Below are 23387 nucleotides of genomic sequence, written 5' to 3'. Positions count from 1 at the left end.
AGTGCGAGGTGGATTCGCTCGTAGGACTTCCGCTTACTCGAGAATCGTGCGTAACATATGGGCGCATACCGGACGGGTGGTCACGCGGTGGGGCTCGCTCCAGCGTCGCGACGATCCCTCGGGGCCGAGGCAGGGGCGCCGCGGTACTCGTTCCGGCACAGGAAAGGACGCACGTACATGCTCGAGAAGCTGGATCGAATATTCAGCTACGAGATGAAGGTTTCCGAGTTCGTCGGGACCCTGATCATCCTCGGAATCCCTTATGGGCTGATCGGTCTCATCTGGACGTTGACGCACACCGCGCATCTGAAAGATATGCACGGACTCGACGTCGTCATGTCCTTCCTCGGTTCCATCGTGTGCTGGCCGGTGCTCACCTTCTCGAATGTGTGCATGACCTGATGATGGCGCTGGTGTGGCTCATCGACATCCTGGTGATCGGTATCAAGATCCTCGGTGGGCGGATGAAGGTGAATCCGGTCCTGCGTTACGGACTGTGGCTCGCGGTGCTGAGCGCCCTCGTGGCAGGCGTCGGTGTCCTCGGCTACCTCCTGGTGCTGCTGGAACACCGGCTCAGTGAGCAGGCATAGTTCGGGACAGCGCAATCTTCTGAAATATCGGCCGGAAACTTAAGAGAGATCGTCCGTCGCCGATTCGATGAGTTCTGCCCGAATTAGGCGGCAGTACTGCTGAATTACGCTCGCGTGACTCGATTCTGTCGCATATCGGCGAACATTCATCCTGAGAATTCATATTCATATCTGTGTTGTGTCTCACGTCGGATCCATGCGACACTGCACACGCTCCGCGCCTCGCCGGGGGAGACCGGACCATCGGTCGGCGAGTGAGCGACGGACAGCCGGGAAAGGACTCGGGCACCAGTGACCACCACCGAAAGACCTCCGAGACAGAGCGATCTGGAATCGGCGGTACAGGACCTGAGAGGGCTGTGGCAGCGGCATCCACAGCGCTCGCTCGAAACCCTCGGCCGTCAAGTGATGCTCGGCCGCGACGCGGTGATCGAGCTGTTCCGTGCCCTCTTCGCGCGCCGGTTCCCCTACCACGAGTTCATCAAGCAGTGCGCGTTCATGGCGAGCGTCTCGGCCGCGCCGACGGTGTTCGTCGCGATCCCCATCGCGGTCGTGGTGTCGATCCAGGTGGGCGCCCTGGTCAATCAGGTCGGCGCGACCACCTTCATCGGCGCGGTCGCCGGCCTCGGGATCATCCGCCAGGGCGCACCGCTGGTCACCTCGTTGATGATCGCGGGCGCGGTCGGATCGGCGATCTGCGCCGACCTCGGCTCACGCACCATTCGCGAGGAGATCGACGCGATGATGGTCATGGGCGTCGACCCGGTGCGCCGACTGGTCGCGCCGAGACTGCTGGCGGCGGTGCTGGTCAGCATGCTGCTGTGCGGTTTCGTCGTCTTCGTCGGATTCGCGACCGCCTATATGTTCAACGTCTACGCCCAGTCCGGGACGCCCGGCTCGTTCATCAGCTCGTTCTCGTCGTTCGCGGTGGCCAACGATCTGAGCATCGCCCTGGTGAAGGCGGCGGTATTCGGCGCGCTGACCGCGATCATCGCCTGCGACATCGGATTACACGCCAAGGGCGGACCGGGCGGTGTCGCGAACGCGGTCAACTCGGCCGTGGTCACCTCGGCGCTGATGCTGTTCGCGACCAACATCATCCTGACGCAGCTGTACAACACGCTGTTCCCGACGAAGGTCATCTGAGGTGGGCTCGCGATACACCCCACCCGCGCTGAAGCCGTTCCGCGCGGTAGGTGCGGCGGTGGCGGTCCCGTATCAGGTGAATCAGCGCATCGGGCATCAGGTCATCACGTTCTTCCAAGCGGTGGCCGCGATTCCGCTCGCGATGCGGCAGTATCGCAAAGAGGTGCTGCGGCTCACCGCCGACGTCGGCTGGGGCAACGGATCGCTGGTGGTCGGCGGCGGCACGGTCGGTGTCGTCATCATCCTGTGCGCCTTCGGCGGCATCACGGTCGGCATGGAGTCGTACTCGGCGCTGAACCTGCTCACGATGGGCCCGCTGACCGGCGCCATCTCCGGTTTCGCCACCACGAGGGAATTGGCGCCCATCCTGGCCACCCTCGCCTTCGCCATCCAGGCGGGCTGCCGCTTCACCGCGCAACTCGGCTCGATGCGGATCTCCGAGGAGATCGACGCACTCGAATCCATCGCCATCCGCCCGCTGCCGTATCTGGTCACCACCAGGATGATCGCGTCGACACTGACCATCATCCCGCTGTACACGGTCGGCCTCGCCACCGCCTATCTCGCCACGAAACTGTCGGTGCTGTTCCTCGGCGGCACCTCGGCGGGCACCTACGACCACTACTTCTTCCAATTCCTCATCGGCCCCGACGTCTTCTACTCCCTGCTCAAGGTCGCGGTCTTCACGCTGCTCGCGACCTTCATCCAGTGCTACTACGGCTACACCGCGACCGGCGGCCCCGAAGGGGTCGGGGTGGCGGCGGGCCGCGCGATCAAGATGGTCATCGTCGTCATGGTTTTCACCAATCTGTTCATGACCCTTGCTATCTGGGGCATCGACCCCGGATTCCGGATCTCGGGATAGGGGCCGCGGATGTTGCTCGATCCCAGCGGACGCGGCCCGACGGCCCGTCAGCTCACCGTGTCCGGCATCGCCATGATCGTCGCCGTCGCCGTCGCGGCGGGGCTGCTCGTGCTGCGCTACAACGGATACTTCGAGGAGAAGGTGGCGGTGACGGTCGAACTCACCAGCACCGGTGACGGCCTGCCCGCCCACGCCGACGTGAAATTCCGCGGCATGGTCGTCGGTTCCGTCGAACAGGTGGAGGTGGTCGGCAAGGGTTTGCGCCAGCGCGCCGATGTCGGCTTGAAACCCGATGTCGCCCACACTATTCCGGCCGGAGTGAAGGCGCGGGTGGTACCCAACAACCTGTTCGGCGTGACCGCGATCGAACTGGTCGACAGCGGGTCGGGCGGCGCCAAGCTGTCGGCGGGCGCTGTCATTCCCGAGGACACCGGCGCGGGCGCCATGCAGTTGCAGACCACGCTCACCGTGCTGCGCGATGTGCTCGACAATATCCAGCCGGAGAAGCTCGGCCGGGTGCTGGCGACGCTGGCCGCGGCGCTAGAGCCCGGTGCGCGCGCCCCCGGGTCCACCGTCGAACGCCTCGACCTCTGGCTGACCCAGATCCACGGGACACCCGGCATCGGGAATCTGCTCGGTGACCTGGGGCGTGCCACCACCGAATTGAGCAAGTCCGCGCCCGAATTGGTGGGTGTGCTGACCGAATCGGTGACCGTGGCGCGCACGCTCACCGAACGCCGCGACAATCTGATCGCCCTGCTGGCGAACGCGAGCAGCACCATCGACTCGGTGAACGCGCTGTTCGCGGCCAATCCGAATGCCGCGAAAGAACTCGTGCCCGGTCTCGATCAGGTGTTCGGTGACCTCGCCCGCGACCCGGACGCGATCCCGTTCACCGTGAGCAACCTCAACGCGACGCTGGGCAAACTCGGCTCGGTCTTCACCTTCGGTCCGAAACGCCAGATGGTGTGGGCGATGGATGTGAGCCTCACGCCGTTCCAGCAGTACACCGCCGCGGACTGCCCGCGCTACGGCGACATGTACGGGCCGCGCTGCGGCGGGCCCACTATCCCCGAAGTCGCTCCGGCGCAGGTGTATCCGCCCCAGATGCTGCCGCGCTGGCTCGACGCCGCAGGGCCCGCGCCGGTCGCGATCGTGCCGGGCGCGCAGGGGGCCCTCGGCACCGGGACCGCGGGAACTCCCACGGTTCCGGGTCTGCCCGGCATACCCGGTATTCCGGCGATTCCCGGAATCACCGCGCCCGCGTCGAACAACACCGGCGCGACGCCGAGCGCGCGACCGATCGCGTCCGGACGCGGATACGCAGGCGTCGCCGCCGTGGTCGGCGGTCCGCCGACGGCCGCGCAATTGCTGCTGATCACACCGCTGATCGCGGGCGGAACCGTCACCGTGTACGACACCGAGGAAGGGGGTAACTGACCGTGAAATCCGGTAAATCGCTCGCGGGCTTCAGCTTCTTCGCGGTGCTGGCGATCCTGCTGACCTACACCATCTGGTCGACACTGCAACGCTCGGTGCCCGGCGACACCGCGACCTACTCCGCGACCTTCTCCGATGTGATGGGTGTGCGGGTCGGCGACGACGTCCGCATGGCGGGCGTGCGCGTCGGTCGCGTGGACGGCATCGACTTCGACGACGACTACATGGCCGAGATCGAATTCCGCCTCCAGGACCGGCAACGGCTGACCACCACGACGAAAGCGCTCGTCCGGTACCAGAACCTGATCGGTCAGCGCTATATCGCGTTGATTCCCGGCGAGGGGGACGGCGAGGTGTTGCGCCCCGGCGCGCACATCCCGATCGAGCGCACCGAGCCCTCCTTCGATGTCTCCTCGCTGCTGTCCGGATTCGAACCGCTGTTCGGGGTTCTGCAACCGGATCAGGTGAATTCGCTGTCGGAGACGCTGATCCAGGCGTTGCAGGGTGACGGCGTCTCGCTGAGCATGCTGATCACCCAGGCCGCCGAACTGGCAGGCACCTTCGGCCAGCGCGACCGGATCCTCGGCGATGTCATCACCAACCTCAGCAGCGTGCTCGGCGGCCTGGCCAATCGCAGCCACGAACTCGAAACGCTGATCACCCAGGCTCGCTCGCTGGTCGAAGCGCTCTACGCGGAGGGCGAATCGCTCAAGAGCTCGGTCGATCAGGTGGCGACCGCGACCGACTCGCTCGTCGGGCTCGTCACCCAGGTGCGACCCGATCTGGCCAGGGCGCAGAACGACGCGACCACCGGTATCGCGCTGCTGCTGGTCAACGGCGCGGCGCTGGACCGGGCCGCGGTCCAGTTTCCGACGGTGCTCAACGGCCTGGCGCGTTTCACCAGCTACGGCGGGTACGCCAACGCCTACATCTGCAGGCTCGACGTCTCGCTGTGGGGCGTGCTCCTGCCACCCGGCCTGTTCTCCCAGGTCGGCGGCAACTCGCAATCGGAGGTATGCCGATGACGACATCACGTCTGTCCTGGTATGCGAAGAACCGATATCTGTGGCTCGGTGTGATGGCCGCGGCCGCGGTCGCGCTGCTGCTGGTCGTGTCGAGCGCGGTCTCGGAGATGCGGCTGGCGGACAAGACGATCCACGCCGAATTCGCGCAGGCCGCCGGGTTACGTCCCGGCGCGACCGTCGACGTCTCCGGTATCGAGGTCGGCGCGGTCCGTTCGGTCCGCTTGGTGGGGGACAAGGTCGTCATCGACCTGCGCGTCCGTGGTGACTTGCGGCTCGGCAGCAATGCCAGGGCGGCGATCAAGATGTCGACCATCCTCGGCAGATTGCACGTGGAGTTGACGCCGGGCCGGGGAGACGCCCTGCCCGACGACACCATCCGGCTGGAGAACACCGCGGTGCCCTACAACCTGGCCAAGGTGATCCAGGATCCGAAATACACCTCGTCGTTCGAGCGGATCGAACGCATCGACCCCGACAAACTCCGGCAGTCGCTCGACCTGCTCGACCGCCAGATGGGGGATTCCCCGCAGCTGACAGTCGCGGCGCTGGACAGCATCGGGTCGCTGGCGAAGGTCATCAACGAGCGTCGCGACGAGGTCGACACACTGCTGAAGAGTATGGACCAGGTGTCGGAACTGGTCGCGGACAACCAGAACAGCGTGCTGCTGCTGTTGACCAGGGGCGAGGCGATCGGCAATGCGGTGGCCCAGCGGCAGACGATGCTGCGCAGCCTGCTCGACAATGTCGCCGCGCTCTCGGGGCTGCTCCAGCAGATGGGTATCGAGAACAACGGCCAGCTCGGTCCGCTCATCGAGAACCTCAACACCATGACCGAGGGTCTGGAGAAGAACCGGGAGAACCTGGATCGGCTCTACGAGATCATGCCGGTGGCTTTCCGGCAGTTCAACAACGCGCTCGGCAACGGTCCCTACGGCGACGTCTGGGCGCCGTGGATCCTGCCGGACAACTGGCTCTGTTTCGCACAGGCGGTACCGGGATGCAACTGATGAAGATTCGTACGGTGATGAAACTCGTGGTGATGTGCGCCGCCGTGGCATTCGCCTCGGGATGTTCGGTGCTGCCGGACAGCATCGCCTCGCTGCCGGGGGAATACCTCGACGAACATCTGCGCATCAGCGCGGATTTCGAGAATGTGGCCGGTCTCTACGCGGGTAACGAGGTCGCCGTGCTCGGCGTCCCGGTGGGCCAGGTGGACACGGTGACCGCGCGGGGCAGCTATGTCGAAGTCGTCATGTCGATCGACAAGGATGTCAAGATCCCCGCCGACGCGATGGCGGCGCTGATCTCCCCGCAGCTGATCACCAATCGGCACGTCGAACTGGCCCCCGCCTACACCGGCGACGGTCCGGCCTTGGCCGACGGCGACCATATCCCCCTGGCGCGCACCAGAACTCCGGTCGAGCTCGACCGGATCCTGGAGAATTTCGACCAACTCGGCGCCGCGCTCGCGGGTGACAACGAAAGCGGTCCGATGGCGAGTCGGGTGCTGTTCCCGTTGCTCGACGGCAACGGCGACCGGCTCAGGCAGACGCTGGACTCGCTGTCGTCGGCCTTCGAGGTGACCCTGGCCAACAAGGACCAGATCGCCAACACCATCGTCAAACTCAACGACATCACCCAGGTGATCGCGTCCAACGATCAGACCGTGCGCGATTTCAGCGGCAGACTGACCGAATTGGTGCAGCTGATGGGTGAACAGGCTCCCGGACTGCACGCGGTGCTCTCCCAGCTCAACGACTTCGTCGCCAATACCTCCATGGTGGTCGGGGAGAACCGGGATCAGCTGGCGGGCGCGCTGACCCGATTCGTCACCATCACCGAGCAGATGCGCGCCAACGCGCGCGGGCTGACCGAAATCATCGATGTCACACCGCTTTTCCTCCAGAACTTCTCCAACTCGGTGAGCCGCGAGCACCGTGCGCTGCGGCTGCACGGCCTGCTGGACAAGGCGGTGCTCGACGGCGAGGCGCTGTCGCTGTTCTGCGAACGCGTCCAGATGCGGCTCGACGGCTGTCGCACCGGAAAGATTCAGGATATGGGCCCCGACTTCGGACTCACCGCCGCACTCCTCGGGATCACCGAATGAGCGCGCGCACAGGAAATTACGCGGCACGCGCGCTGGCGGCGCTGGTCGTCGCCGGTGCGACGAGCGGCTGCGCGATCACCGTGGAGAACGTGCCGATGCCCAAACCGGGAATCGGCGGAGACGGCTACGTCATCCACGCGGCCTTCCGTGACGCCCTCAACCTGCCCGAACGCGCGCACGTGAAAATCGGCGGCACCGATATCGGCGTGGTGACCGAGATCGAATCCACCAACTTCATCGCCGATGTCGAAATGCTGATCCGCACCGATATCCAACTGCCGCGCGGCACCACGGCCGAATTGCGTCAGGCCACCCCGCTCGGCGACGTCTTCATCGCCATGACGCTGCCCGCGGCCACACCCGACGCGCAGCTGCTGGGTCCGGGCGACACCATCGGTGTCGAGAACACCGCGGCGGGCGCGTCCGTCGAGCAGCTGATGGTCTCCATCTCCATGCTGCTCAACGGCGGCGGCCTGAACCAGGCGGCCAAGATCACCTCCGAGATGGATTCCATGTTCGCCGGGCGCGCACCGCAATTGGCGCACGTGCTCAACGAATTGTCGAGTGCGATCGCGGCACTCAACCAGCGCACCGCCGATATCGACGGCACGCTGAACGGCATCTCGGTATTGACCGGCGAACTCGCCCGGCGCAAAGCCGAACTCGGCGTCGCCGCCGATACCTTCCCCGGTCTGCTGGGGTTGGTGGCGGAGAACAACAGGGATATCGCGGGACTCATCCAGAAGGTCTCGGTGACCATGGCGGCTCTCGGCGATTTCACCGACACCACCTCGCCGGAATTCATCAGCCTCTTCGACAGCGTCCAGAAACTCATGTCGGGCTTCTCCCAATCGGAGGAGCTCGGGCAGGCGATGGAACGTTTCGACCAGGTGTATCCGAACGTCATGGCGTCCTTCGAGGGGCCGACGCTGGCCGTCGCCGCGACCATCTCCTTCCTGAGTATCGGCGCGCTGACCGATCCGGACGGCAGCAGGGCGCCCGAACTCGGCGATGTGCCCGCCTTCATCGGCAGCCTCACGCAGGTGATCGAGAAGGTCGGCGGCCGATTGAACAGCACGCCGTCGACACCGCGGCCGGGAGGCGGACGATGAATATCCCGTTGTGGAACTACCTGGTGGAGCGCCGGATCGCCGTCGCGAATCTCGGCCTGATCGTGGTGCTGGTACTCGGCTCGGCCTATCTCGGCGTCGCCGTCCTGCGGCTCGATCTACTGCCGAGCACCTATCGGGTCACCGTCGAACTCACCACCTCCGGTGGGCTCTTGTCGAACAACGACGTGACCTTCCGTGGTAGCCGGGTCGGCAAGGTGGCCCAGGTACGAGTGGACGAGATCGGCATCACGGCGGTCGCCGAGATCGACTCGGACGCGAAGATTCCGGTCGGCGGCACGGTCGTGGTCGGCAGGCTGTCGGCGGCGGGCGAGCAATACCTGGACTTCCGGCCCGATTCCGACACCGGTCCGTACCTGGTCGACGGTTCGGTGATCGAGCGGGCGCGGACCGAGGCTCCGGTCACGATCGAATCCCTGCTCACCAATGTCAGCGGACTCATCGCCGGCCTGAATCCGCAACGGCTCACGGTGATCATCGACGAACTGGACAAGGCGCTGGCGGGCGGTCCCGATCGCCTGCGCAACATGATCTCCGGTATCAGCAGGGCGATGGCCGGTCTGGAAGGGCTGCTCCCGCAGACCCGTCAGCTCATCGAGAACCTCGGCGTGATCTCGGAGACCACCTCGCACGCGCAGCCGGACCTGACCACCCTCACCACGGGAGCGGGCGTGCTGTTCGAACAGCTGACCGCCGCCGACCAGGAGGTGCGTCGATTCCTCGACCTCGCACCCGGACAACTGGCCACCCTCGGCGGATTCGTCCAGGAGACAACGGATCCCATCACGAACCTGGTGACGAATTTCGTCGCCATCACCAGGGCCGCGAAACTGCGCGCCCCCGCGATCGCCGCGCTTTTCCCCGCGCTGCGCGAGGGCGTCGAGGCGATCGGCATCCCCGCTCACGACGGCGCCTTCTACACCCTCGTCGACCCGTGGCCGCGGCCCACCTGCGACTACGACACCATCCCCGTGGTCCCGACGCTGGAAACCACCGACACCAGGGTTCGGCTCTACAACTACTGCGTCACCAGCGATCCGGCGCTCCAGGTGCGCGGTTCGGCGAACGCGCCACGGCCCAACGTCCCGGACAACGGTTCCGGCCCGCCGCCCGGCGTCACCGGCGACGAACTCTCCCGACCAGCACCAGGCAGATAGGAACGATATGAGCGACAAGGACAGCGATACGACGGCGCGGGGCGAGGCCGCCGAGGAACAGGTCGCGCGGACCGCCGCGCCGGTGGTGACGGATGCCGCGCCGTCGACGAGCGCCGAGACGACCGCTGGGAAGACGAGCGCCACCGGGGCGGCGGTGCTCACGGACGCGGACTCGGACACCGGCGTTACGGCCGATACCGAATCCGCCGAGACCGAGTCCGGTTCGGGCGGACTGCTCGCCCGCCTCCGGTCGGGCGGGAAGGGGACCGTGGCGGTGCGCGCGGCGGCGGCGGTGCTGCTGGGCGCCTCGCTCGCCTCGTCGGTCTACTTCTTCCTCCAGGACCGCGAGGGAGACGCGCTGCTGGCCGCCCAGGAGCAGGCGCGCGCCGCGGCGTGCGAATACGCCCCTGTCCTCGCGGATTACGACGCCAAGAATCTCGACGGCTATTTCACCGCCGTGCTCGCGGGTGCGACCGGCGACTGGAAGAAGCAGTTCGACGACACCAGTCGTGAGCTGAAAGAGGTTCTCTCCCAAGGGGAAGTGGTCTCGAAGGCCAATGATGTGCAGTGCGCGATCAAATCCGGCGACGAGACCTCCGCCGAGGCGATCGTGGTGATCGGGCAGACCATCACCAGCCTCGGCACGCAGGGCAAACCGGCCCCCGGTCAGCTGTCGATGGTGATGCGGATGGAGAAGAAGGACGGCAAGTGGCTGGTCAACAAGGTGAATTCACCGCTGGCTCCCACACCCCAGCAGTGACCGCCGGGCCCGCTCACACCGCGGCGGGTCTACCGATCAGGATGACCTGCATCAGCCGGATGACGCGCGCGGGTGTGCAGATCGGATTGTCCGCGCCGTGCCAGCGGCCGAGGTCGACCACTAGTGCCAGCGCGGCGTGCACCAGCACCCTGGCCTCGGCGGCGGAGAGTTCGGGGCGGATCCCGCCGACCAGCTTGGCCCATTCCTCGACGTTGAGCCGCTGGATATTGCGCAGGACCGTGCGATCCTCCGGCGGCACATTGCTGATCTCGGCGTAGTAGACGAAGGTGAGCGCGCGCTCGGCGAAGGAGCCTCGCACATACAGTTCGATGAGGGTGGTCAGTGCCTGCTCGGGGCCGTCGGAGGCGGCGATCGCCGGTCCGATCGCGGCCGAGACCCGTTCCGCCGCACGGCGGAACGCGGCGGCCAGGATATCGCCCTTGCTGCGGTAGAACCGGTACACGGCCGAGGAGGCGGGCAATCCGGCCGCGTGCGCGATATCCTCCACACTCACTTGGGGATAGCCGTGCTCGTGGAAGAGTTCGATGGCCCGTTTGAGCAGCAACTCGTGTTTGAAGGTGAGCGGAATCTCGGTGGCGCCTGGCGTCTCGGCCTCGGCGTCGAGGCCGGGGAGATCCGCACCGATCACCGCGTGGGCCGCCGAACCCAGCAGGGTCGTGAGCGCCCGCGCGGGCACCGAGACGTGATGGTCGGACACACTGCCGACGACGCTGAGCGTCGCGGCGGCCAGCACCGCCCGCTCGCTTCCGTCCAGCTCCGGGCGGAACTCGACCAGCAGATCGCGGACCACGGTGTGGATCCGGACCAGTTGGCCGCTGAGCACGCGATTGTCCTCGGGCTCCAGGTAGCGGCTCTGCCAGCGCAGCAGCGCGGCGCTGCGGCGATTGGCGAGGCATTGCGCGATCATGGTGTCGATGACGTAGTGGAGCCGTCGCTCGGCGGGCGCGCCGGCCAGTTCCTCGGGGATGCGCACGGTTTCGACGCCGAGTGTGCTCAGGCGCAGCGTCTCTTCTCGAAACAGCGCGTATTTGCTGGGGTAGTGGCGGTAGAGCGCGGTGGAGCTGATGTCGAGACGGGAGGCGATGTCCTCCATGCTGACGCCGTGGTAGCCCGAAAGGCCGAACGCCTCGGCCGATGCCGCCGCGATCTGCGCCCGGCGATCACGCGGGCGACGGCGGACCACACGCTGGGCGGTGCCGTCCTCCGTTTTCGTCTGCCGCGGGGCGCGACGTTTCGGGGCATCCATCCAGCGATGGTAACCCGACTCCTCGTCCGGAAACCCGAGTTCAGCGCGCCGGAAGACTATTTGAACGAAAGATCACAAATATGCGGTAACGCTGAGATCAACGTAGGCGATCTAACCATTACGGTGGAGAATATCTAATAACATAGTGTCACTCGATCGGCGTCGCTCACTCGGCGGCGGGCCGTCCGAAGAGCACCACCTGCATCAGCAGTCGCACCCGTGCCTGCGCGGCGAAGGGGGCCGAGTCGAAGGACCGCCCGAGATCGACCACGAGCGCGAACGCCGCGTGCACGAGGAATCTGGCCTCGGCGGGGGAGAGTTCCGGGCGCACCTCGCGCAGCAGTCGCGCCCATTCTTCGACGCTGAGCCGTTGGATATTGCGCAGCGCGGTCCGCTCCTCGACCGGAACGTGCTGGAATTCGGTGTAGTACACGAAGGTCAGCGCGCGTTCGGCGAAGGAGCCGTCGACGTAGTGGCTGATCAGGTCGGTCAGCGCCGCCTCGGGGTTAGGCGCGGCGGCGACCGCGGGACCGATCGCGCCCGACACCCGTTCGGCGGCCCGGCGGAACGCGGCGGCGAGCAGATCACTCTTGCCCCGGTAGAAGCGGTACACCGCGGATGCGGCGGAAAGCCCCGCGGCGGTCGCGATTTCCTCCACGCTCACATTGGGATAGCCGCGATCGTGGAAGAGTTCGACGGCTTTGCGCAGCAGCAGTTCGTGTTTGAACGAATCGGGGATCTCGACAACCACCGGCACCTCGGCCGTCTTCTCCGCGGGCGGCAGCGGCGCGTCGGCGATGGCGAGACATGCCGAACCGAGCAGCCGGACAAGCGCTTTCGTCGGCAGGGTGGCGTGGTGATCGGCGATGCTGGTGATCACGCTGAGCATCGTGGCGCGCAGCACCCTGCGATCGTTCTCGGTCAGTTCCGGTCGCAGTTCACCGATCCGGTCGCCGAGCGCGTCGAGCACGCTCAGCTGCTGTTCGTCCAGGGTCTGCCGATCGGCTTCGTCGAGATAGCGGCCTTCCCAGCGGACCAGGGTGATGCTCGGGCGGTTCTCGATGGTCGCGCCGATGAGGGCGTCGACGACCTGTCGCAACCGTTCGCGCGGCGCCGACGGCTCGTCGCCACCACCGACCTCGACCGATTCGGTCATCGCCTTGCCGACCCGCAGCAGTTCCTCGCGGAACAGCGCGTATTTGCTGGGGTAGTGGCGGTACAGGGCGGCCGAACTGATCCCGAGTCCGGAGGCGATGTCCTCCATGCTGACGCCGTGGTAGCCCAGCGACCCGAAGGCGGCCGCCGACGCGGCGGCGATCTGGGCACGGCGGTTCTTCGGCCGCCGACGGATCTCCCGGGGTGCCGAGTCGCCGGTGACCGCCTTACGCGCCGTTCGGCGATTGTCGACACTCATATCCGACATGGTAACCAGCGGTGAGCGCCGCGCGGTTTCGTCCGTCACCGACGGTGTGACGGGGCCGGGCGCACCGGCGTGACGACGAGGCGGGTTTGTCTCGCGCCGGTGCGCCCGAATGTCGGCGTACGAATACGGAAGATGTAGGAGGGCACCGGGAACATCATCCGTTTGTCTGCCGAACAAGAGGTAACTTACTTGAGTGTCGACGCACTGAAAAGGCATATATCGGTTTGGAATTATGAATTACTTACTGCGTGCGACCCGGTGTCGATGAGCCCAGCCCTTGGCGTCGCCTCGGCTCTGGGTGGTCCCGCCGCTACCGCCGTCGATGACAGAATCCCGTGCCGCGCGCGAGAACGAGTGTCTGGACCATCTCGGTGTGGACATCGTTCCGATATCGAGGTCTATAGTAGGTACGTACCTACTTTGAGGGGGTGTCATGTCGACCATGAGCGCTCGCGAGCTGAACCGCGACGTCAGTGCGGCGAAACGCGCCGCACTGCACGGGCCGGTGGTGATTACCGACCGTGGTGAGGAGGCATTCGTGCTGCTGTCGATCGAGGAATACCGACGGCTACGCGCCGACAGTCAAGATCTCGTCGCTCGTTTGAGTATGGACGACGGTGACGATTTCGATTTCGAACCGGCCCCGCTCGACGTCGCTCTGAAGGTTCCGGAGCTGTGACCTATCTCCTCGATACGAATGTCTTGAGTGAACTGCGGAAATCGTCGCGGTCGGCGAATCCTGCGGTGCGCGCGTGGATTGCGGCGCGGCGACCGTCGGAGCTGTATCTCAGCGTTGTCACGATCATGGAGATCGATATCGGCGTCGGTCGGGTCGAACGTCGTGATTCGGTCCATGGTAAGCGACTGCGAACGTGGTTGGAGGACACCGTGCTCGATGCGTTCAGCGGACGGATTCTCCCGATCGATCTCGCCATCGCGCGGCGTGCGGCGCGCCTGCAGGTGCCCGACCCTCGCCCCGAACGCGATGCCATGATCGCCGCCACGGCGGGAGAGCACGGCATGACCGTGGTGACCAGGAATGTGAACGACTTCGAGCCGACGGGTGTGACGATCATCGATCCGTGGGAGGCCGCGCACGCGGAGTAGCACCACAGCAGGGCGCGGACGCCGTGACAGCGGTCGGATCCGCTGTCACGACGCGGCGATCACTACGCGGTGACGGCGGCCCTGCGCACGATCTGTTCGGCTTGGCGCAGGATGGGGCCGTCGACCATGCGGCCCTCGAACTGGAAGACGCCACGGTGGTTGGGCACTTCGGCCAGCACCCGGCGCGCCCAGGAGACTTCCTCCTCGGACGGCGCGTAACCCTCGCGGATCACGGCGACCTGGCTGGGGTGGATGGCGACCTTCGCGTCGAAGCCGACGGCGACGGCATCGGCCGTCTCGACCCGCAGCCCGTCGAGATCACGGATGTTCAGATACACCGCGTCGAGGGCGAATTTGCCGTAGGCCTTGGCCGCGAGCAGGGTCGCCGACTGGAGATGGCGGGCGACCTCGTGGTAGCTGCCGTCCGCGCGCCTGCTCGACTTGCCGCCCAGACCCGCGACCAGGTCCTCGGCGCCCCACATCGCGCCGATCACATTGCCCGCCCGCACGATGCGTTCCACCGCGACCGCGCCCAGCGGGGATTCGATCAGCGCGATGATCTCGTAGTCGGCGAGCGCGGTCGCCTGCTCGGCGGACTCGGCCTTCGACAGCATGATCCGGCGGTAGCCGGTCTGCGCGAGCGCGGCCAGGTCGAGCGCGTGATCGTCGGTGGTCGCGGCGTTGACCCGGATGACGGTGGTCTCGGGATCCAGGCGCGTCTCGACGATCGCGGCGCGGGCGGCGGGTTTGTCACCCGCGGCGACGCCGTCCTCCAGGTCGAGGATGACCACGTCCGCGGCAGCGGCGGCCTTCTCGAAACGTTCGGGACGGTCGGCGGGGCAGAAGAGCCAGCCCGGACCCGTGATCTCCCAACTCATGATTCCTCCGGTGTCTTGCGGATCAGCGCGTTACGCGTCGCGGTCGCGACGATATCGCCGTGTTGGTTGCGGGCCGTGTGGGCCAGCGTCACCACGCCCTCGCCGGGGCGGGATTTGGATTCGCGCTTCTCGGTGACCACCGTCTCGACGTACATGGTGTCACCGTGGAACAGCGGTTTCGGGAAGGTGATCTCGCTGAAACCGAGCTGGGCGACCAGCGTGCCCTGGGTCAGCTGTCCCACCGAGAGCCCGATCAGCGTGGACAGGGTGAACATCGAATTCACCAAGCGCTGGTTGAAGGGCGGCTGCTGATCGGAGAACGCGGCGTCGAGGTGCAGGGCCTGCGGATTCATCGTCAGCGTGGTGAACAGGACGTTGTCTGCCTCGGTGATGGTGCGCCCGGGCCGGTGCTCGTACACGACATCGGTCTCGAACTCCTCGAACCAGAGTCCGCGCTGGACAACGCGTTTCACAGTCCCAACTCCCGACCGATGAGCATCAGCTGTACCTCCGTAGTGCCCTCGCCGATTTCGAGGATCTTGCTGTCACGGTAATGCCTGGCCACCGCGTACTCGTTCATGAACCCGTTGCCGCCGAAGATCTGGGTGGCGTCGCGGGAGTTGTCCATCGCGGCCTCGCTGGCCACGAGCTTGGCGATGGAGGCTTCCTTCTTGAACGGTTTGCCCGAGAGCATGAGGGCGGCGGCGTCGTAGTAGGCGGTGCGCGCGGCGTGGGCGCGCGCCTCCATCCTGGCGATCTTGAACGCGATGGCCTGATTGCGGCCGATGGGCTGACCGAAGGCCAGCCGTTCCTTGGCGTAGCGGACGCTCTCGTCCACGCAGCCCTGGGCCGCGCCGACCGACAGCGCCGCGATGGCGATGCGGCCCTCGTCGAGGATCCGCAGGAAATTGGCGTAGCCGCGCCCGCGTTCGCCGAGCAGGTTCTCCTCGGGCACCCTGACGTCGGTGAACGTCAGCGGATGGGTGTCGGAGGCATTCCAGCCGACCTTGTTGTAGGCGGGTTCGGCGACGAAACCGGGGGTGTCGGTGGGCACGAGGATCGTCGAGATCTCCTTCTTGGCGCCCGTCTGCCCCGTCACCGCGGTCACCGTCACCAGCGTGGTGATATCGGTGCCGGAGTTGGTGATGAACTGCTTGCGCCCGTTGACGACCCACTCACCGCTGTCGACGGTCGCGGTGGTCCGCGTGCCGCCAGCGTCGCTGCCCGCGTCCGGTTCGGTGAGGCCGAAGGCGGCGAGCGAGCGTCCGCTCGTCAGCTGCGGCAGCCATTCCTCCTGCTGCTTGCGATTGCCGAAACGGTAGATCGGCATCGCGCCGAGCGAGACACCCGCCTCCAGGGTGATGGCCACGCTCTGGTCGACCTTGCCGAGTTCCTCCAGCGCGAGACACAGCGCGAAGTAGTCTCCGCCCATACCGCCGAATTCCTCGGGGAAGGGCAGTCCGAACAGACCCATCTCGGCCATGCCCGCGACGACCTTGTACGGGAAGGTGTGGTTCGCGTCGTGTTCGGCGGCCACCGGGGCGACGACCGACTGCGCGAAATCGCGCACCGTCAGCGCGAGATCCCGATAATCCTCGGGCAGGGTGCCGGTGGACAGATAGTCGGTCATGCGGGAGTTCCTTCTTCCTCGCTGGATTTCGGTGCTGGTTCGGGGGTTTCGGTGGCCGCGACGATGCGAGCAAGCGGCTGATCCAGCCGGACCTGCGCGCCCGCCTCGACCAGGATCTCGACCGTGCCCGCCACCGGCGCGGTGAGCGTGTGCTCCATCTTCATGGCCTCGACCACCACCACGGCCGCGCCCGCGGCGACCACGGTGCCCGAGGCGACGGGGACCGCGATCACCGAGCCCGGCATGGGACTGCGGATCTCGGCGTCGCCCACGTGGTCCGCGCCGCCGCGCACACTCACCTCGGCGACTTCGCGCAGCACCGAGACGCCGGACGGTCCCGCGACCCAGAGCTGTCCGTCGAATTCCGCCACGCGATAGGTCCGCCGCACGCCGTCGCGGGCGACGACGAGTGTCCCGGTGTCGTCGATGGATGCCGTCAGGGTGGATTCCGTTGCCGCGGCCGACTTCTCGTCGTCACCGAGTCGAACGACGGCCGCCGAGGGCGAACCGGTCAGATAGACGTGCTGGATCTTCTCGCCGCCCGCCAGCCGGATGGCCGTCGGCGCGGGCACGCCGAGCCGCCAACCGGTCGGGATATCCCACGGATCGCCTGACGGCGCGGGCCAGCGCCGCAGCCAGTGATACGCGGCGGCGGCGACGAATTCGTCGTCGCCCACCGGCGCGGGAACGAAATCGGCGACCCGGCGGTCCAGCAGCGCGGTGTCGAGACGTCCCGCCGCGACATCGGTGTCGGCCAGCAGGAAGCGCAGGAATTCGATATTGCTGGTGACGCCGAGCACGACCGTATCGGCCAGTGCCCGATCGAGTTTCGCGATGGCGGCGGTGCGGTCGGCGGCATGGGTGATGACCTTGGACAGCATCGGGTCGTAATCGCTGCCGACGACGGTGCCCACGCGCAGTCCCGAATCCACCCGGACGCCGGAGCCGTCGGGCTCGCTCAGCGCGAGCACGGTGCCGCCGGTCGGCAGGAAGCCGCGACCGGGATCCTCCGCGTACACCCTGGCCTCGATGGCGTGACCGACCATGCGGATATCGTCCTGGGCCACGCCGATCTTCTGCCCGGCCGCCACCCGCACCTGGCATTCGACCAGGTCGATCCCGGTGACCATCTCGGTGACCGGATGTTCCACCTGTAGGCGGGTGTTCATCTCCATGAAGAAGAACTCGTCCGGACGATCCGCCGAGACGATGAATTCCACCGTGCCCGCGCCGACGTAGTTCACGCTGCGCGCGGTATTGCAGGCGGCCGCGCCGATCCGCGCCCGCGTCGCCGCGTCGAGCAGCGGCGAGGGAGCTTCCTCGATGACCTTCTGGTGTCGGCGTTGCAGACTGCACTCGCGTTCGCCCAGGTGCACCACATTGCCGAACCGGTCGGCCAGGATCTGCACCTCGATATGGCGCGGCCTGGTGACGAAACGTTCCAGGAACAGGGTGTCGTCACCGAACGCGGCCGACGCCTCGCGCCGGGCGCTGACCAGCGCGTCGGGCAGCAGCGCCGGATCCTCGACCCTGCGCATCCCCTTGCCGCCACCGCCCGCGGACGGCTTGACCAGCACCGGGTAGCCGATCTCGACGGCAGCGGCGATCAGTTCCTCGTCGGACAGTCCCGGCTTCGCGATACCCGGCACCACCGGCACATCGAAGGCAGACACGGTGTTCTTCGCGGTGATCTTGTCGCCCATCACCTCGATCGCGCGGGCGGGCGGGCCGAGGAACACGATTCCGGCCTCGGCAAGCGCGGTCGCGAAGGCGGCGTTCTCGGACAGGAAGCCGTACCCCGGGTGCACCGCCTGCGCGCCGGTGCGCACCGCGGCGTCGACCACTTTCGCGATGTCGAGGTAACTCTCGCGCGCGGGCGCTGGGCCAAGGCGCACCGCGCTGTCGGCTTCCAGGACGTGGCGGGCCTGTGCGTCGGCGTCGCTGTAGACGGCGACGGACCGAATGCCCATGGCGCGCAACGTGCGAATGACGCGCACCGCGATCTCGCCGCGATTGGCGACGAGCACGGTGTCGAATTCGACGGGCTGGGATTTGTTGCCCGCGAGGGCAATCTGTGGGTCGGTTGAGCTCAGCATCGCGATCACATCCGGAAGACGCCGTAGGAAACGGGTTCGAGCGGCGCTTGCGCGCAGACCGAAAGGGACAGGCCGAGAATGGTTCTGGTGTCGGCGGGATCGATCACGCCGTCATCCCACAGGCGCGCCGTGGAGTAGTACGGATTGCCCTGGTGCTCGTACTGGTCGCGGATCGGCGCCTTGAACGCCTCCTCGTCCTCGGCGGACCAGGGGTTGCCGCTGCTGTCGAGCTGGTCGCCGCGCACGGTCGACAGCACCGAGGCCGCCTGCTCACCGCCCATCACCGAGATCCTGGCATTGGGCCACATCCACAGGAAGCGCGGCGAATACGCGCGCCCGCACATGGAGTAGTTGCCCGCGCCGTAGGAGCCGCCGATCACGACGGTGAGTTTCGGCACCCGCGCGCACGCGACCGCCGTCACCATCTTCGCGCCGTGTTTGGCGATACCGCCCGCTTCGTAATCGCGCCCGACCATGAATCCGGTGATGTTCTGCAAGAACAACAGCGGCGTCTTGCGCTTGTCGCACAGCTCGATGAAATGCGCGCCCTTCATGGCGGATTCGCCGAACAGGACGCCGTTGTTGGCGATGATGCCGACGGGATGCCCGTGGATGCGGGCGAATCCGGTCACCAGGGTCTTGCCGTATTCGGCTTTGAATTCGTGGAAACCCTCGCCGCCGTCCACGATGCGTGCGATGACCTCGCGCACGTCGTAGGGGGTGCGCAGATCGACGGGGACCACGTCGTAGAGATCGGAATCCGGCACGGCCGGTGGCGTGCTCGGCAGGACTTCCCACGGAGTCGCCGCGCGCGGGGCGAACGTGGCGACGATGCGTCGCACGATGCGCAGCGCGTCCCGGTCGTCGTCGGCCAGATGGTCGGTCACACCGGAGGTGCGCGAATGCAGCGCGCCGCCACCGAGATCCTCCGCGCTGACGACCTCGCCGGTCGCCGCCTTCACCAGCGGCGGGCCGCCGAGGAAGATCGTGCCCTGATCACGCACGATCACGGCCTCGTCGCTCATGGCGGGCACATACGCGCCACCCGCCGTGCACGAGCCCATGACCGCCGCGATCTGCGGAATTCCCTTGGCGCTCATGGTCGCCTGGTTGAAGAAGATGCGTCCGAAATGCTCCCGGTCCGGGAACACCTCGTCCTGGCGCGGCAGGAACGCGCCGCCGGAGTCGACCAGGTAGATGCACGGCAGCTCGTTCTGCAACGCCACTTCCTGAGCGCGCAGATGCTTCTTCACCGTCATCGGGTAGTAGGTGCCGCCCTTGACCGTCGCGTCGTTGGCGACGATCACGCATTCGCGCCCCGAGACCCGGCCGATCCCGGTGATCACCCCCGCGCCGGGACATTCGTCGTCGTACATCCCGGTCGCCGCCAGCGGGGACAGCTCCAGGAACGGGCTGCCGGGATCGAGAAGTTGATCCACCCGCTCCCTGGGAAGCAGTTTGCCGCGCGCCACATGCCGCTCACGCGCCTTGGCGGGCCCGCCGAGCGCCGCCGTTGCCAGTCGATCCCGCAGGTCGCCGACCAGCACCCGGTGGGCGCTGCGATTGTCGACTTCTTGGGTAACCGTCATCACGCCGTCCTGCCATCCAGTTAGTCGCCGATAACTGAGATTCAGGTTAATCTTGATTAACCGAGTTGTCCAGAGTCGGGAAAGGGGGCACAGGTGGCGGACACAGAACCCGGCACACTCACCCGTCGTGAGCAGCTCAAAGCGGACCGTCGCAGGCAGTTGCTCGACGCCGGAGCCCGGCTCATCGCCGATCGCGGCTTCCTCGGCGTGCGCCTCGACGACCTCGGCGCCGCCGTCGGCATCAGCGGCCCCGCCGTCTACCGGCACTTCCCGAGCAAAGAAGCGCTGCTCACCGAACTCCTCCTCGGCATCAGCCAGCGCCTGCTCGACGGCGGCAAACGCGTCGTCGCCGACACCGCCTCACCCGAGGCCGCGCTCGCGGGCCTGGTCGATTTCCACCTCGACTTCGCGCTCGGCGAACCCGAACTCATCCGCATCCAGGACCGCGACCTCGACAACGTCCCCGCCTCCGCCCGTCGGGATCTGCGCCGGATGCAGCGGCAATACGTGGAGATCTGGGTATCGGTCCTGCGCGACCTGCATCCGGGGCTCGCGGAGGAAGCCGCGCGCGTCCAAGCGCACGCGGCATTCGGCCTGATCAACTCGACACCGCACAGCGCGACCTCGGCGACGGCGGCGCGCACGCGGCCGATTCTGCGCCGGATGGCGCTGACCGCGCTGGGGTGAGGGATCGCGCTGAGCGCGGAGCCCACTCGCGTACCTCTTGATGCGTCGAGTAAGCCTGGCGGCGGGCCGAATTCGGCGGAGGTCACCGGTCACGAGGTGATCGGATCGCCGGATGTGCGGACCGGTCAGTGCGGAATGGGCCTGAAAGGGCGTGGGCTGGACCGAGCCGTCAGGTGGGCTTCGATCACCCGCGCCACCTGGTAGGCATCCTCGGTCGGCTCGAGCAGTGGCAGGTATTCGATCGTGCGCGCCAGCGCCGGGAGTTCGACGGCGACGTACATCGCCATGAGCGGGTTCACGAACAGTTCGGTGCCGTGGGTGCGGTCGGTGGTGTGGACATCACCGAATTCGCCGCGCAACGCACCGGCGATCTGGGAGTGGACGATGCTCGGGCGCAGAGGCGTTTCGGCCAGCGAGTGGTCGACCGCCGCGAGATAGGCCGCGCCTTCCTGGCTGTCCAGCGGTATGGAGAGCCCTCCGAGGAACGCGTTCTGCCGTTGCAGCGCCGCGAGATTCTCGAGCACGTGTGCGTGACAGACCCCGTGATACGCGTCGACGCCGAAACCGACCGACACCACCAATCGGGTGATGTCGTCCAGCCCGGCCACGGCCGCGAGGCTGGTCATATCCTCGTGCGGAGTGCCGAGTCCGGTCTCGTCGCCGCGCAACAGGATGTCGGTGCCCGCGTCCACCAGTACGACGGCGTCCAGCTTCAGCTGTTCGACAAGCGCGGCATAGGCCGCGCGCAGGGGCCGGACGCCGGATCGGGGGAATGCGTACACGACCGGCGCGCGACCGGTGAGCGCGAGCCAACGTGCCAGGCTGCGCTCGGGAAAGTAGTCGTCGTTGCCGACCGTCTCGGGCTCGACGGCGGCCACGCCCGGCGCCAGCCAATCTTCGAGCGGGGTCCTGGCCAGGTCGCTGAACGACAGGTTCGCCAGATACACCTTCTTACCGAGCCCTTCCAGCGCTACGGCGAGCGGCAGGCCACCGTACACATCGAATCCGCCGCCCGCTCCGGCGATCAGCACGCGCGAGGCGTCGCGCAGGCGAGTGAAAAGCGGTGGCTCGGCAAGGCTGAACGACGTCACCTCGCCATGATGGCCACGGTGACACCATCGATCAACGCCGCGCCGTGTGAACACGCACGACCGCTTGCGCGCGAGGAGTCGTGACCGGCCCTAGGGTGAGTCGATGGCCTCGTTATCCGATCCCCAGGTGCGCGAATTCCTGTCCCATGGAACACGAACGGGCAAGGTCGCCATCGTCGCGGCCGACGGTCGACCGCTGGTCACCCCGATCTGGTTCCTCGTCGAGGACGACACGATCGTCTTCAACACCGGCAAATACACCGGCAAGGGCAAGGCCTTCGCCAGGGATCGTCGCGTCGCCCTCGTCGTCGACCAGGAGGAACCGCCCTACGGTTCCGTGCAGATTCAGGGCACGGTCACCCTGTCCGAGGATCCCGACGAACTCTTGCGCACCGCGACCGCGCTCGGTGGGCGGTACATGGGTGCGGACCGCGCGGAGGAATTCGGCAAACGCAACGCCGTGCCGGGGGAGTTGGTCGTGCGCGTGCACCCGACGAAGATCATCGCGCATTTCGACGCCACTGCTTGAGGCGTTCCGGTTCTGTCCGTCCCGGAGCATCCGCGCACGGGTGTCGACGACGCCCGCCGACCCGCCGCCTAGACTCCCACGCATGACCGTGCACTTCATCGGGGCCGGGCCGGGAGCGGCGGACCTGCTGACCGTACGAGCGGTCGACCTTCTGCGGACCTCCCCGGTCTGCCTCTACGCGGGCACCTACCTGGACCCGGAAGTCCTGGCGCACTGCTCGCCGGACGCCGAGTTGATCGACACTCAGCACCTGGACATCGACCAGATCACCGGCCATCTGGTGCGGGCCCACGAATCCGGAAGCGATGTCGCCCGGCTGTGCTCGGGTGACCCGTCGATCTATTCGGCCCTCACCGAGCAGACCCGCCGTCTCGACGCCCACGGCGTTTCGTGGGACATCACCCCCGGCGTGCCCGCCTATGCCGCGGCCGCCGCCCTCCTCGGCACCGAGCTGACCGTTCCCGAGGTGGTCCAATCGGTGGTCCTCACCCGCACCCGGGCGCGCTCCACCGCGATGCCCGAATCCGAGGCGCTGGCGAATTTCGCCCGCACCGGAGCCACCCTGGTCCTCCACCTGGCCATCACCCGCATCCGCCCGTTGGCCGACGAACTGGCCGCCGACTACGGCTCCGACTGTCCCGTCGCCGTCGTCTACCGGGCCAGCCAGCCCGACCAACTGATCCTGCGCGGCACGCTCGCCGACATCGCCGATCAGGTCGAGGCCGCCACCCTGCGCCAGGCCGCCGTCGTTCTCGTCGGCCGGGCCCTCACCCCCGCGATCACCTGCACCACCTCGCACCTCTACGACCCGGCTCGCGACCGCCGAACCTCCACCGCCCCACGCTGATTCGTCCCTCGGTGCACCTGGAG

Annotated in this window: 24 protein-coding genes; 16 read left to right on the top strand and 8 right to left on the bottom strand. The window is 66.9% G+C overall.

The window, feature by feature from the left end:
• Positions 1-177 precede the first annotated feature (177 nt).
• The 11 genes from DAT37_RS32795 to DAT37_RS32745 all read left to right on the top strand — a co-directional run bounded on the left by DAT37_RS32795 (position 178) and on the right by DAT37_RS32745 (position 10220).
• Positions 178-402 (top strand): hypothetical protein, encoded by a 225-nt coding sequence (locus DAT37_RS32795; protein ID WP_109528774.1) that lies wholly within the window; start codon positions 178-180, stop codon positions 400-402.
• Positions 390-590, top strand: a complete 201-nt coding sequence (locus DAT37_RS32790) for a hypothetical protein (RefSeq protein WP_408637472.1) — start codon at positions 390-392, stop codon at positions 588-590. The genes DAT37_RS32795 and DAT37_RS32790 overlap by 13 nt, the downstream gene beginning before the upstream one ends.
• Before the next feature lie 291 nt (positions 591-881).
• The gene (locus DAT37_RS32785; RefSeq protein ID WP_109528772.1) at positions 882-1736 is read left to right on the top strand and encodes an MlaE family ABC transporter permease; all 855 of its coding nucleotides are present in this window, start codon (positions 882-884) and stop codon (positions 1734-1736) included.
• Position 1737: 1 nt separating this feature from the next.
• Entirely contained in the window at positions 1738-2601 is an 864-nt protein-coding gene (locus DAT37_RS32780) for an ABC transporter permease (RefSeq protein ID WP_109528771.1), read from the top strand.
• Positions 2602-2610: 9 nt separating this feature from the next.
• Positions 2611-4041 carry an MlaD family protein gene (locus tag DAT37_RS32775; protein WP_109528770.1) on the top strand — a complete coding sequence of 477 codons (1431 nt, stop codon included), beginning with the start codon at positions 2611-2613 and terminating at the stop codon, positions 4039-4041.
• A 2-nt stretch (positions 4042-4043) separates the two neighbouring features.
• Positions 4044-5066, top strand: a complete 1023-nt coding sequence (locus DAT37_RS32770; RefSeq protein ID WP_109528769.1) for an MCE family protein — start codon at positions 4044-4046, stop codon at positions 5064-5066.
• Positions 5057-6073 (top strand): MCE family protein, encoded by a 1017-nt coding sequence (locus tag DAT37_RS32765; RefSeq protein WP_408637471.1) that lies wholly within the window; start codon positions 5057-5059, stop codon positions 6071-6073. Before DAT37_RS32770 ends, DAT37_RS32765 begins: the two co-directional genes overlap by 10 nt.
• Positions 6073-7173 (top strand): MCE family protein, encoded by a 1101-nt coding sequence (locus tag DAT37_RS32760; protein WP_109529105.1) that lies wholly within the window; start codon positions 6073-6075, stop codon positions 7171-7173. The genes DAT37_RS32765 and DAT37_RS32760 overlap by 1 nt, the downstream gene beginning before the upstream one ends.
• Positions 7170-8285, top strand: a complete 1116-nt coding sequence (locus DAT37_RS32755) for an MlaD family protein (protein ID WP_109528768.1) — start codon at positions 7170-7172, stop codon at positions 8283-8285. The genes DAT37_RS32760 and DAT37_RS32755 overlap by 4 nt, the downstream gene beginning before the upstream one ends.
• Positions 8282-9460 carry an MCE family protein gene (locus DAT37_RS32750; RefSeq protein WP_109528767.1) on the top strand — a complete coding sequence of 393 codons (1179 nt, stop codon included), beginning with the start codon at positions 8282-8284 and terminating at the stop codon, positions 9458-9460. Before DAT37_RS32755 ends, DAT37_RS32750 begins: the two co-directional genes overlap by 4 nt.
• A gap of 7 nt (positions 9461-9467) precedes the next feature.
• Positions 9468-10220, top strand: coding sequence for a hypothetical protein (locus tag DAT37_RS32745; protein ID WP_232840148.1), 753 nt, complete (start codon positions 9468-9470; stop codon positions 10218-10220).
• 13 nt (positions 10221-10233) lie between these two features.
• Here DAT37_RS32745 and DAT37_RS32740 read toward each other — a convergent pair whose 3' ends face one another.
• Together DAT37_RS32740 and DAT37_RS32735 are read right to left on the bottom strand one after the other, a co-directional pair.
• On the bottom strand, positions 10234-11487 hold the full coding sequence (locus tag DAT37_RS32740) for a TetR/AcrR family transcriptional regulator (protein WP_109528766.1): 1254 nt from the start codon (positions 11485-11487) through the stop codon (positions 10234-10236).
• Between the two features lie 166 nt (positions 11488-11653).
• The gene (locus DAT37_RS32735; RefSeq protein WP_109529104.1) at positions 11654-12901 is read right to left on the bottom strand and encodes a TetR/AcrR family transcriptional regulator; all 1248 of its coding nucleotides are present in this window, start codon (positions 12899-12901) and stop codon (positions 11654-11656) included.
• Positions 12902-13343: 442 nt separating this feature from the next.
• On the opposite strand from DAT37_RS32735, the gene DAT37_RS32730 reads away from it, so the two are divergent.
• Together DAT37_RS32730 and DAT37_RS32725 are read left to right on the top strand one after the other, a co-directional pair.
• Positions 13344-13589: a type II toxin-antitoxin system prevent-host-death family antitoxin gene (locus tag DAT37_RS32730; RefSeq protein WP_109528765.1), complete on the top strand. Its 246-nt coding sequence runs from the start codon at positions 13344-13346 to the stop codon at positions 13587-13589.
• Entirely contained in the window at positions 13586-14017 is a 432-nt protein-coding gene (locus DAT37_RS32725) for a type II toxin-antitoxin system VapC family toxin (RefSeq protein WP_109528764.1), read from the top strand. Before DAT37_RS32730 ends, DAT37_RS32725 begins: the two co-directional genes overlap by 4 nt.
• A gap of 62 nt (positions 14018-14079) precedes the next feature.
• Here DAT37_RS32725 and DAT37_RS32720 read toward each other — a convergent pair whose 3' ends face one another.
• Genes DAT37_RS32720 through DAT37_RS32700 form a run of 5 tightly spaced genes read right to left on the bottom strand, consistent with a single transcriptional unit; the run spans position 14080 to position 20210 of the window.
• Positions 14080-14895 carry an HpcH/HpaI aldolase/citrate lyase family protein gene (locus DAT37_RS32720; protein WP_109528763.1) on the bottom strand — a complete coding sequence of 272 codons (816 nt, stop codon included), beginning with the start codon at positions 14893-14895 and terminating at the stop codon, positions 14080-14082.
• The gene (locus tag DAT37_RS32715; protein WP_109528762.1) at positions 14892-15368 is read right to left on the bottom strand and encodes a MaoC family dehydratase; all 477 of its coding nucleotides are present in this window, start codon (positions 15366-15368) and stop codon (positions 14892-14894) included. Before DAT37_RS32715 ends, DAT37_RS32720 begins: the two co-directional genes overlap by 4 nt.
• Positions 15365-16525, bottom strand: coding sequence for an acyl-CoA dehydrogenase family protein (locus tag DAT37_RS32710; protein WP_109528761.1), 1161 nt, complete (start codon positions 16523-16525; stop codon positions 15365-15367). The genes DAT37_RS32715 and DAT37_RS32710 overlap by 4 nt, the downstream gene beginning before the upstream one ends.
• Entirely contained in the window at positions 16522-18621 is a 2100-nt protein-coding gene (locus tag DAT37_RS32705) for an acetyl/propionyl/methylcrotonyl-CoA carboxylase subunit alpha (protein WP_109529103.1), read from the bottom strand. The genes DAT37_RS32710 and DAT37_RS32705 overlap by 4 nt, the downstream gene beginning before the upstream one ends.
• Before the next feature lie 5 nt (positions 18622-18626).
• Positions 18627-20210: a carboxyl transferase domain-containing protein gene (locus DAT37_RS32700; protein ID WP_109528760.1), complete on the bottom strand. Its 1584-nt coding sequence runs from the start codon at positions 20208-20210 to the stop codon at positions 18627-18629.
• Positions 20211-20303: 93 nt separating this feature from the next.
• Here DAT37_RS32700 and DAT37_RS32695 point away from each other — a divergent pair, with 93 nt between their 5' ends.
• Positions 20304-20897 (top strand): SACE_7040 family transcriptional regulator, encoded by a 594-nt coding sequence (locus DAT37_RS32695; protein ID WP_109528759.1) that lies wholly within the window; start codon positions 20304-20306, stop codon positions 20895-20897.
• Positions 20898-21022: 125 nt separating this feature from the next.
• Here DAT37_RS32695 and DAT37_RS32690 read toward each other — a convergent pair whose 3' ends face one another.
• On the bottom strand, positions 21023-21988 hold the full coding sequence (locus DAT37_RS32690; protein WP_109528758.1) for a DUF1152 domain-containing protein: 966 nt from the start codon (positions 21986-21988) through the stop codon (positions 21023-21025).
• Between the two features lie 103 nt (positions 21989-22091).
• On the opposite strand from DAT37_RS32690, the gene DAT37_RS32685 reads away from it, so the two are divergent.
• Both DAT37_RS32685 and cobM read left to right on the top strand, forming a co-directional pair.
• Positions 22092-22517, top strand: a complete 426-nt coding sequence (locus DAT37_RS32685; RefSeq protein WP_109528757.1) for a PPOX class F420-dependent oxidoreductase — start codon at positions 22092-22094, stop codon at positions 22515-22517.
• Positions 22518-22599: 82 nt separating this feature from the next.
• Positions 22600-23364: a precorrin-4 C(11)-methyltransferase gene (gene cobM, locus DAT37_RS32680; RefSeq protein WP_109528756.1), complete on the top strand. Its 765-nt coding sequence runs from the start codon at positions 22600-22602 to the stop codon at positions 23362-23364.
• Positions 23365-23387: the final 23 nt, after the last annotated feature.

The organism is Nocardia aurea, assembly GCF_003123685.1.
Lineage (GTDB): Bacteria > Actinomycetota > Actinomycetes > Mycobacteriales > Mycobacteriaceae > Nocardia > Nocardia aurea.
The sequence above is the reverse complement of the archived record's forward strand: the minus strand, read 5'-3'. Positions and strand labels throughout refer to the sequence as shown.